The sequence below is a fragment of the Sphingomonas sp. genome, assembly GCF_042095875.1.
GTDB lineage: Bacteria > Pseudomonadota > Alphaproteobacteria > Sphingomonadales > Sphingomonadaceae > Sphingomonas.
In genome coordinates this window covers 116,630-125,755 of the sequence record NZ_JBELMJ010000003.1, presented here as the reverse complement: position 1 = coordinate 125,755, position 9,126 = coordinate 116,630, and the positions used below count along the sequence as shown (strand labels likewise).

General features: G+C 70.2%; 9 protein-coding genes. 4 read left to right on the top strand and 5 right to left on the bottom strand.

Annotated features, from left to right (window positions below):
- Both ACFDS6_RS02385 and ACFDS6_RS02380 read left to right on the top strand, forming a co-directional pair.
- Positions 1 to 923 (top strand): SPFH domain-containing protein (locus ACFDS6_RS02385; RefSeq protein ID WP_375270502.1); only part of this gene is annotated, 923 nt, incomplete at its 5' end.
- Positions 920 to 1,393 carry an NfeD family protein gene (locus ACFDS6_RS02380; RefSeq protein WP_375270501.1) on the top strand — a complete coding sequence of 158 codons (474 nt, stop codon included), beginning with the start codon at positions 920 to 922 and terminating at the stop codon, positions 1,391 to 1,393. The genes ACFDS6_RS02385 and ACFDS6_RS02380, both read left to right, overlap by 4 nt.
- Before the next feature lie 39 nt (positions 1,394 to 1,432).
- Here ACFDS6_RS02380 and ACFDS6_RS02375 read toward each other — a convergent pair whose 3' ends face one another.
- The 3 genes from ACFDS6_RS02375 to ACFDS6_RS02365 all read right to left on the bottom strand — a co-directional run bounded on the left by ACFDS6_RS02375 (position 1,433) and on the right by ACFDS6_RS02365 (position 5,366).
- Positions 1,433 to 3,277, bottom strand: a complete 1,845-nt coding sequence (locus tag ACFDS6_RS02375) for an acetyl/propionyl/methylcrotonyl-CoA carboxylase subunit alpha (protein ID WP_375270500.1) — start codon at positions 3,275 to 3,277, stop codon at positions 1,433 to 1,435.
- Positions 3,274 to 3,696, bottom strand: coding sequence for an endonuclease domain-containing protein (locus ACFDS6_RS02370; RefSeq protein WP_375270499.1), 423 nt, complete (start codon positions 3,694 to 3,696; stop codon positions 3,274 to 3,276). The genes ACFDS6_RS02375 and ACFDS6_RS02370 overlap by 4 nt, the downstream gene beginning before the upstream one ends.
- Before the next feature lie 68 nt (positions 3,697 to 3,764).
- Positions 3,765 to 5,366, bottom strand: coding sequence for a carboxyl transferase domain-containing protein (locus tag ACFDS6_RS02365; protein ID WP_375270498.1), 1,602 nt, complete (start codon positions 5,364 to 5,366; stop codon positions 3,765 to 3,767).
- Positions 5,367 to 5,399: 33 nt separating this feature from the next.
- Here ACFDS6_RS02365 and ACFDS6_RS02360 point away from each other — a divergent pair, with 33 nt between their 5' ends.
- Positions 5,400 to 5,735, top strand: coding sequence for a DMT family protein (locus tag ACFDS6_RS02360; protein WP_375270497.1), 336 nt, complete (start codon positions 5,400 to 5,402; stop codon positions 5,733 to 5,735).
- 30 nt (positions 5,736 to 5,765) lie between these two features.
- On the opposite strand, the gene ACFDS6_RS02355 is transcribed toward ACFDS6_RS02360, so the two are convergent.
- The gene (locus ACFDS6_RS02355; protein WP_375270496.1) at positions 5,766 to 6,932 is read right to left on the bottom strand and encodes an isovaleryl-CoA dehydrogenase; all 1,167 of its coding nucleotides are present in this window, start codon (positions 6,930 to 6,932) and stop codon (positions 5,766 to 5,768) included.
- An 85-nt stretch (positions 6,933 to 7,017) separates the two neighbouring features.
- Between ACFDS6_RS02355 and ACFDS6_RS02350 the strand changes: the two genes are divergently transcribed.
- On the top strand, positions 7,018 to 7,884 hold the full coding sequence (locus ACFDS6_RS02350) for a LysR family transcriptional regulator (protein ID WP_375270495.1): 867 nt from the start codon (positions 7,018 to 7,020) through the stop codon (positions 7,882 to 7,884).
- Here ACFDS6_RS02350 and ACFDS6_RS02345 read toward each other — a convergent pair.
- Positions 7,869 to 9,068 carry a LysR family transcriptional regulator gene (locus ACFDS6_RS02345; RefSeq protein ID WP_375270494.1) on the bottom strand — a complete coding sequence of 400 codons (1,200 nt, stop codon included), beginning with the start codon at positions 9,066 to 9,068 and terminating at the stop codon, positions 7,869 to 7,871. The two genes, ACFDS6_RS02350 and ACFDS6_RS02345, sit on opposite strands and share 16 nt — an antisense overlap.
- Positions 9,069 to 9,126 lie beyond the last annotated feature (58 nt).

The following is a 9,126-nucleotide window of genomic DNA, read 5'->3' as shown; positions in this document are numbered from 1 at the left end:
GATACCAGTACACGATCGAGCATTTCGGGCGCTACACCACCACCGCCTCGCCCGGGTTCAACTTCTATCCTGCCTTCTTCTACCGTGTCGGCCGCAAGGTGAACATGATGGAGCAGGTGATCGACATTCCGGGGCAGGAGATCATCACCAAGGACAATGCGATCGTCTCGACCGACGGCGTGGTGTTCTTCCAGGTGCTAGACGCGCCAAAGGCGGCGTACGAGGTGTCGGACCTGTACGTCGCGCTGCTGCAGCTGACGACGACGAACCTGCGCACCGTCATGGGGTCGATGGACCTGGACGAGACGCTGTCGAAGCGCGACGAGATCAACGCGCGACTGCTGTCGGTCGTCGACCACGCGACGGTGCCGTGGGGCGTCAAGATCACGCGCGTCGAGATCAAGGACATCCGCCCGCCCGCCGACATCGTCAGCGCGATGGGGCGCCAGATGAAGGCGGAACGCGAGAAGCGCGCCAACATCCTGGAGGCGGAGGGCAGCCGCGCCTCCGAAATCCTGCGCGCCGAGGGGCAGAAGCAGGCGCGCATCCTGGAGGCCGAGGGGCGGCGCGAGTCGGCTTACCGCGACGCCGAGGCGCGCGAGCGCGCGGCCGAGGCGGAAGCGCGCGCGACGCAGGTCGTGTCGGAGGCGATCGAGAGCGGCGGCACGCAGTCGCTCAACTATTTCATCGCGCAGAAATACGTCGAGGCGGTGGGCAAGTTCGCCACCAGCCCCAATGCCAAGACGATCCTGTTCCCGGTCGAGGCGACGCAGCTGATCGGCACATTGGGCGGGATCGGCGAGCTGGCGCGCGACGCGCTGTCGCCCAAGAACCCGACCGGCGCGAAGAAGGACAAGGCTCCGCCGCGTGACGCGACCGCCAGCGTGCCGCGGATCGGCGGGGGCGCGGCGAGCGAGGAATGAACGTCGGCGGGTTCTGGGGCGACCTGATCGGCGGGATCGGCGGGGCGGGCGCGTGGTTGATCGCGGCGCTGCTGCTCGGGATCGCCGAGCTGGTGGTGCCGGGCGTGTTCCTCGTCTTCGTCGCGCTGGCGGCGGCGATCGTCGGGGTGACCGTGCTCGCGCTGCCCGACCTGCCGTTGGCCGCGCAGATCGGCGCGTTCGCGGCGTGGAGCGCGGCGGCGGTGCTGATCGGCCGGCGCTGGTACCGCGACTATCCGGTCGCGGGCGACGCGGCGCGGTTGAACGATCCGACCGCGCGGCTGGTCGGCGCGGTGGTCACGGTGGAGCGCGCGATCGAGCATGGCGGGGGGCGGGTGACGCTGGGCGACGGCGCGTGGCCCGCGCGGGGCCCGGCGCTGCACGCGGGCGCGCGGGCGCGGGTGGTGGCGGTCGACGCGGGCGTGCTGGTGGTGGAGCCGCTGGACGGGTGAGTGGTTCCGCCGTCCCGGAAGGATTCCGGGACGACGGGTTCAGTCGGCCGCCGCCTCGATCCGCGCGAGCAGCGCACCCTCGCTCACCTGCCCGCCCGCCTCGGCGTTGAGTTCGGCGACAATGCCGTCGAACGGCGCGACGAGGCTGTGCTCCATCTTCATCGCCTCGAGCGTCAGCAGCTTCTGCCCCTTGGCGACGCGCGCACCCGCGGCGACCTCGACCGCGATGACGCGGCCGGGCATCGGCGACAGGATTGCGCCGTCGCCCGCCCCGCCCTCCGCCGCGCCGCTCGCGCGGAACGGGGCGAGCGCCCAGGTCTGTCCGCCCTCGCTGATGAGGACGCTGGTGGTGACGGCTTCGTCCGCTTGAGGGGCGTCGGTGAAGTCGATGTCGACGCCCTCACCGTCGAGCAGGAAGCGGGCGGCGCGGCGCGGCGGCGCGTTCAGGCGAAAGCCCGCGAGCGGCGCGGGGCCGGCGAGCTCGGCGGCGGCGGCGGTCAGCGCTTCCTCGCTCGGGTAAGCGGGTGGCATCAGCGCGTCGCCCTCGCGCGCGATCAGCCCGGTGTCGACGCGGCCGGCGGCGAAGTCGGGGTGGTCGAGCGTCTCGACCAGGAAGCCGGCGTTCGAGCGGACCGGCCACACCACCGCCTCGTCCAACGCGTCGGCGAGTTGCTCGCGCGCGTCGTCGCGGGTTTGCCCGTGCGCGATCAGCTTGGCGATCATCGGGTCGTAGAAGGGCGAGATGACGCTGCCCTGCTCCACCCCTTTGTCGACGCGGACGTCATCGCCGAGGTCGAACGCCTCTAGCGTGCCGATCGAGGGCAGGAAGCCCTTGGCCGGGTCCTCGGCGTAGAGCCGCGCCTCAATCGCGTGGCCAGTGATGGTGAGCTCGTCCTGCGTGCACGGCAGCGGCTCGCCGCTCGCGACGCGGAGCTGCCACTCGACGAGGTCCTGCCCGGTGATCGCCTCGGTCACCGGATGCTCAACCTGGAGCCGGGTGTTCATTTCCATGAACCAGATGCGGTTGGCGCGCAGGCCCTCGCTCGCGTCCGCGATGAACTCGATCGTGCCCGCGCCCACGTAGTCGACCGCCTGCGCCGCCTTGACCGCCGCGGCGCAGACCTGGGCGCGGGTGGCCGCGTCCATGCCGGGCGCAGGCGCTTCCTCGATCACTTTCTGGTGGCGGCGCTGGAGCGAGCAGTCGCGTTCGAACAGGTGGACGACGTGGCCGTAGCGGTCGCCGAACACCTGCACCTCGATGTGGCGCGGGCTCTGGATGTATTTCTCGATCAGCACGCGATCGTCGCCGAACGAGGACGCCGCCTCGCGCTGACACGATTGCAGCGCGTCGGCGAAGGCGGCCGCGTCGCCGACCTGGCGCATCCCCTTGCCGCCGCCGCCCGCGACCGCCTTGATCAGCACGGGATAGCCGATCGCGTCGGCCTCCGCGCGCAGCCGCTCGGGTGACTGGTCGCCGCCGAGGTAGCCGGGGGTGACGGGCACGCCCGCGGCGATCATCCGCTGCTTGGCGGCATCCTTCAGCCCCATTGCGCGGATGCTGTCGGGGTTTGGGCCGACCCAGACGAGCCCGACGTCGAGCACGGCTTGTGCGAAGTCGGCGTTCTCGCTGAGGAAGCCGTAGCCGGGGTGGATTGCCTCTGCCCCGGTCTCACGCGCGGCGGCGATGATGCGGTCACCGACGAGGTAGCTCTCGCGCGCCGCTGACGGACCGATGTGGACCGCCTCGTCGGCCATACGGACGTGGAGAGCGTCGAAATCGGCGTCGGAGAAGACGGCCACCGTGCGGATGCCGAGCGCGCGCGCGGTACGGATGATGCGGCAGGCGATCTCGCCGCGGTTGGCGATGAGGAGCGATTGGATCATGATGCTTCCCGGTTGAATACCTCCCCGGCACGGGGAGGGGGACCGTTCGGCGCAGCCGAATGGTGGAGGGGTTGATGGCAGGCGGCGACGCTGCCGCGCACCGCAGCGTCGATGTCGGCCAGGATGTCGCGGGCCCGCATTCGGAGAACGCGAAAGCCGAGCGCAGCGAGCGTCAGGTCACGCGCGGCGTCGCGAGCCGGCTGGTCGCAGCGCGCGTGATGCTCGCCGTAAACTTCGATGCACAGGCGTGCGGACAGGCAGGCAAAATCGAGACTGTAGTCGCCGAGTGGATGCTGGCGCCGGAACTTGAACCCGCCCGGACGGGTCCGCAGCGCGCGCCAGAGCAGAACCTCGGAGAGGTTCCCACTGCGGCGTTGACTGTGCGCCAACGTCCTAGCGGCGGCGGTGGCGTTGAACACCCCTCCACCACCCGGCTTCGCCGGGCAGTCCCCCTCCCCGTTCCGGGGAGGTATTTGCTGGTTTCCCATCACATCCGAAACACGCCGAAGCGTGGGGCCTGCTCTACCGGCGCGTTGAGGCAGGCGGTGAGCGCGAGGCCGAGGACGTCGCGGGTCTGGGCGGGGTCGATCACGCCGTCGTCCCACAGGCGGGCGGTGGCGTAATAAGGGTTGCCCTCATCCTCGTATTTCTGCCGCACGGGTGCCTTGAACGCTTCCGCCTGGTCGGGCGTCCAGCTGTCGGCGTCGCGGTGGACGGTGGCCAGCACACTCGCCGCCTGCTCGCCGCCCATCACGCTGATGCGGCTGTTGGGCCAGGAGAACAGGAAGCGCGGGGAATAGGCGCGGCCGCACATGCCGTAATTGCCCGCGCCGAAGCTGCCGCCGATCAGGATCGTGATCTTGGGCACGCTAGCGGTCGCGACCGCGGTGACGAGCTTCGCACCGTGCTTGGCGATGCCCTCCGCTTCGTAGCGGCCGCCGACCATGAAGCCCGAGATGTTCTGGAGGAACAGGAGCGGGACGTGGCGCTGGCAGGCGAGCTCGATGAAGTGCGCGCCCTTCTGCGCCGATTCGCTGAACAGCACGCCGTTGTTGGCGAGGATCGCGACCGGCACGCCGTGGATGTGCGCGAAGCCGCAGACGAGGCTGGTGCCGTAGAGCGCCTTGAACTCGTGGAACTCGCTGGCGTCGGCCAGCCGCGCGATCACCTCGTGCACGTCGTAGGGCGCGCGCACGTCCTGCGGCACGATCCCGTACAGGTCGTCGGCGGGGAAAGCTGGCTCGCGCGGCTCGGCCAGGTTGATCGTCGGTGCGGGCGGCGGCGGCAGCGTCGACACGATGTCGCGCACGATCGTGAGCGCGTGATCGTCGTCCTGTGCGACGTGATCGACCACGCCCGAGCGGCGGCCGTGCGTTTCCGCACCACCCAGTTCCTCGGCCGAGATGACCTCGCCCGTCGCCGCCTTCACCAAGGGCGGCCCGGCGAGGAAGATCGTGCCCTGGTTACGCACGATCACCGTCTCATCGCTCATCGCGGGCACGTAGGCACCGCCGGCGGTGCAGCTGCCCATGACGCAGGCGATCTGCGGAATCTGCAGCGCCGACATGTTCGCCTGGTTGAAGAAGATGCGCCCGAAATGCTCGCGGTCGGGAAAGACCTCGGCCTGGTGCGGCAGGTTGGCGCCGCCCGAATCGACCAGGTAGATGCACGGCAGGCGGTTCTCCTGCGCGATCTCCTGCGCGCGCAGGTGCTTCTTGACGGTCAGCGGGTAGTAGGTGCCGCCCTTCACGGTGGCGTCGTTGCACACGATCATGACCTGCCGCCCGGAGACGGTGCCGATGCCGCAGATCAGCCCCGCACCCGGCACCTGATCGTCGTACAGGCCGCCCGCAGCGAGCTGCCCGATCTCGAGTAAGGCGGTGCCCGGATCGAGCAGGCGCTCGACGCGGTCGCGCGGCAGCAGCTTGCCGCGACCGGTGTGGCGGTCGCGCGCGCGCTGGTCGCCGCCGAGCGCGGCCTCGCGCACGCGGTCGCGCAGTTCCTCGGCGAGCGCGCGATTGTGCTGCGCGTTGGCGGCGTAATCGGCGCCGTCGCGCGCCAGTGAGGTCGTCAGCGGCGGAGCAGTCATTGCGTCTTTCCTAATCCACGATAAGCGGCACTCATGCCGACGCTGTTGCTGCTCGTCACGTCCAACGTGTTCATGACCACCGCCTGGTACTGGCATTTGAAGGGCGGGATGAACAAACCCCTGCCGCTGGTGATCGCGATCAGCTGGGGCATCGCGCTGTTCGAATATTGCCTGGCCGTGCCCGCTAACCGCATCGGATATGCGGCGGGCTGGAGTGCCGGGCAGCTCAAGGTCACACAGGAGGCGATCGCGCTGCTCGTCTTCGGCGTGTTCATGGTCGCGGTGCTCAAGGAGCCGCTCCACTGGCGCCACGCCGCCGCGTTCGCGTGCCTGATGGGAGCGGTCGCGTTCATGTTCTCGGGCAAGTGACGCTTGCCAGACCGCCGGCGCCGCGCGAGGTCACTGCGCGACGGGCGGGTTGTGGCCGATCAGCTCGCGCCCGATCAGCATACGGCGGATCTCGTTGGTGCCAGCCCCGATGTCGAGCAGCTTGGCGTCGCGCAGGAACCGCTCCACCGGCCAGTCCTTGGTATAGCCAGCACCACCCAGCGCCTGCACCGCCTCGCCCGCGACCTTGAACGCGCTCTCGCTGGCGAGCAGGATCGCGCCCGCCGCGTCGAAGCGCGTTGTCTTGCCGGCGTCGCACGCCTGCGCCACCGCGTAGACGTAGGCGCGCGCGGAGTTAAGCGCGACGTACATGTCCGCGATCTTCGCCTGCATCAGCTGAAACGCCCCGATCGGCTGGCCGAACTGCTGCCGCTCGCGCACGTAGGGGAGCACGACGTCGAGGCACGCCTGCATGACGCCGAGCTGGATGCCCGCGAGCACGGTGCGCTCGTAATCGAGCCCGCTCATCAGCACGCCAACGCCGCCGTTGACCGGCCCCATCACGTTCGCCTCGGGCACCTCGCAGTCGGTGAACACCAGCTCGGCGGTGGGCGAGCCGCGCATCCCCATCTTGTCGATCTTCTGCCCAATCGAGAAGCCCGGCATATCACGCTCGATCAGGAAGGTCGTGATGCCGCGAGAACCCTCGCCCGTCTTGGCGTAGACGACCAACGTGTCGGCATAGGGCGCGTTGGTGATCCAGAACTTGGTGCCGTTCAGCACGTAGCCACCCTGCACCTGCTCCGCGCGCAGCTTCATCGACACGACGTCCGAGCCCGCGTTCGCCTCCGACATCGCGAGGCTGCCGACGTGCTCGCCGCTGATCAGCTTGGGCAGGTACTTCGCCTTCTGCTCGGGGCTGGCCCAGCGGCGGATCTGGTTGACGCACAGGTTGGAGTGCGCGCCGTAGCTGAGCCCGATCGAGGCGGACGCGCGCGCGACCTCCTCCTGCGCGACGACGTGCTCGAGGTAGCCGAGCCCGAGACCACCGTCCTCCTCCGCGACCGTGATGCCGTGGAGGCCTAGCTCGCCCATCGCGGGCCACAGCTCGTCGCGCGGGAACCAGTCCTCGGCGTCGATCTTCGCGGCCAGCGGTGCGATCTTGTCGGTCGCGAACCGGCGCGTGCTCTCGCGGATCATCTCGGCATTGTCGCCGAGCGCGAAATCCATTTCTGCCACGGGTCTCTCCTTCGCGCATCGTGTACCAGTCGCGGGAACCCTGCGCAAAATTGAAGTTTCACGGCTTACATCATAGAAAGGGTCTATGATCGACCGCTACCACCTGCGTTACTTCCTGGCGGTGATCGACCACGGCACTTTCTCGCGCGCGGCGGAGGCGTGCAACGTGTCGCAGCCGACGCTGTCGGTCGGCGTCGCCAAGCTGGAGAAGATGCTGGGCCAGCCGCTGTTCCGGCGCAGCAACCGGCGGGTCGAGCTGACGCAGGCGGGCACGTTGCTCGCCGAGCAGGCGCGGCGGATCGAGGCGGGGTTCCTCGCCGCCGAGCGCGCGGTGGCGGGCAGCGCGGCGGCGGAGACGATCCGGCTGGGGGTGCTGGGCACGATTGCGCCGGGCTGGATCAGCCGGGTGCTGCGCGCGCACCGCGTCACGGGTGGCGAGCGGCTGGAGCTGTACGAGGGGCGCGAGCGGGACTTAAGCGATCGGCTGGCGAGCGGGCGGATCGACGTGGCGCTGACGATCGTGCGGGCGGGTGCGGGCGCACACGACGTGGTGGCCGAGGAAGGCTATGCGATGGCGCTGCCCGCGTTCCACCCGCTCGCCGGCCGCGCGCGCGTGGCGGCGGAGGAGCTGGCGAGCGAGGCGATGATCGTGCGGCGCCACTGCGAGGCGCTGGCCGACACCAGCCGGCACTTCACCGCGCGCGGGGTGCGGCCGTTCTTCGCCGCGCGGACCGCAAGCGACGAGCGCGCGCTGCGCTACGTGCGCGAGGGGTTGGGCGTGACACTGGTGCCGCAGAGTTTCGCGAGCGACGGGGTCGCGTGCCCGCGGCTCGACGGCTTCGACCTGACACGCACCTTGGGGCTCGTCTACGCGCCGCACCGCGACGCGGCGGCACTGCGCGGCAGCGCGCTGGTCCGCGCGGTCGAGCAGCTCGCTCAGTCGCCCGGCTGAGTGCGGCCGACGGTGGCGTGGTGGCGCAGCACCGCCATGAACTGCTCCTGCAGCGCAGTTGGGTACCAGTCGCGCCGGGTGATCGCGCCGATCGTGCGCATCGTGTCGGGCACGCACGACTGGATCGTGACCAGCGAGCCCGACTCGATCTCGGCGCTGACCTGATCGGGGGATAGCAGCGTCAGGAAATCGCTGCGTACCAGCACGCCGCGGATGAGCGCGACCGAGCCGCACTGGATCGGCGCGTCTGGGCGCGGCTTGTCGGCGTGGTCGAACATCTGCTGCCAGCGGTCGAGCAGCCCGGAGGCGCGGCGCGCGACGATCCAGGGATAGGCAGCGAGGTCCTCGAACCCGGCCTCCCCGACTGCAAGCGGGTGCTCGGCGCGGCCGATGATCGTCAGGCGATCGGTGAACAACGGCTCCTGCAGCAACTCGCGCCCGGGATGATCGCGCAGCGCGCCGATCAGCATGTCGATCCGGCCCGAGCGCAGCAACTCGACGAGTTCGAGGTACGATCCCTCCACCACGTCGACGCGCGCGGCGGGGTGGTCGCGCAGCAGGTCGGCGAGCGTCGCGGGCAGCAGCAGCGAGCGCGACAGCGCCATTGCGCCGATCGCGAGGCGGCCGCCCTTCCCGCTCGATTCCTCCAGCGCGGTGGTGAGTTCGGCGTGCGCGAGGTTGAACCCCTGCGCCAGCGTCGCGCCCGCGCGCGTCAGCCCGACGCCGCGGCCGCGCCGCTCGACCAGCGCGGTGCCGCTCAACTGCTCCAGGTCGCGCACCGCGCGGTGGAGCGCGGGCACCGACACGCCCGCACTCTCGGCGGCGCGCATGAAGCTGCCGGCCTCGGCCAGGTTGATGAGCCCGCGGACGTGCGCGGTGGTCAGGTAATTGTGGGGGTCGCCCTTCTGCGGCGTCGCGCTGGAGCGACGAAACGCGCGCGAGATGCGCTGCAGCGCGTGGTCGACGCGGCGAACGATGCGCCGACCCGCCGCGGTCGGCGACACGCCCGAGGCGGTGCGATCGAACAAGGCGGTGCCGAACGCCACCTCCAGCTTGGCGAGCGCCTGGCTGAGCGCGGGCTGCGACACGCCCGACGCGCGCGCGGCCACGCTGAGGCTGCCGGCCTGCGCGATGCCGAGCAGCAGCCGCAGGTGGCGCAGGTTGAGATCGTGCGCGACTGTCACCGTTGTCCTTTAACCCAGGCTTATACCATTCCGCTATTCAGATTTGAACAAGGCGCCG

What these genes read in the sequence shown, in the direction of transcription:
- ACFDS6_RS02380 (WP_375270501.1), top strand. Translation starts at nt 920, where the DNA reads ATGAACGTCGGCGGGTTCTGGGGCGACCTGATCGGCGGGATCGGCGGG.
- ACFDS6_RS02375 (WP_375270500.1), bottom strand. Translation starts at nt 3,277, where the DNA reads ATGATCCAATCGCTCCTCATCGCCAACCGCGGCGAGATCGCCTGCCGC.
- ACFDS6_RS02365 (WP_375270498.1), bottom strand. Translation starts at nt 5,366, where the DNA reads ATGACTGCTCCGCCGCTGACGACCTCACTGGCGCGCGACGGCGCCGAT.
- ACFDS6_RS02360 (WP_375270497.1), top strand. Translation starts at nt 5,400, where the DNA reads ATGCCGACGCTGTTGCTGCTCGTCACGTCCAACGTGTTCATGACCACC.
- ACFDS6_RS02350 (WP_375270495.1), top strand. Translation starts at nt 7,018, where the DNA reads ATGATCGACCGCTACCACCTGCGTTACTTCCTGGCGGTGATCGACCAC.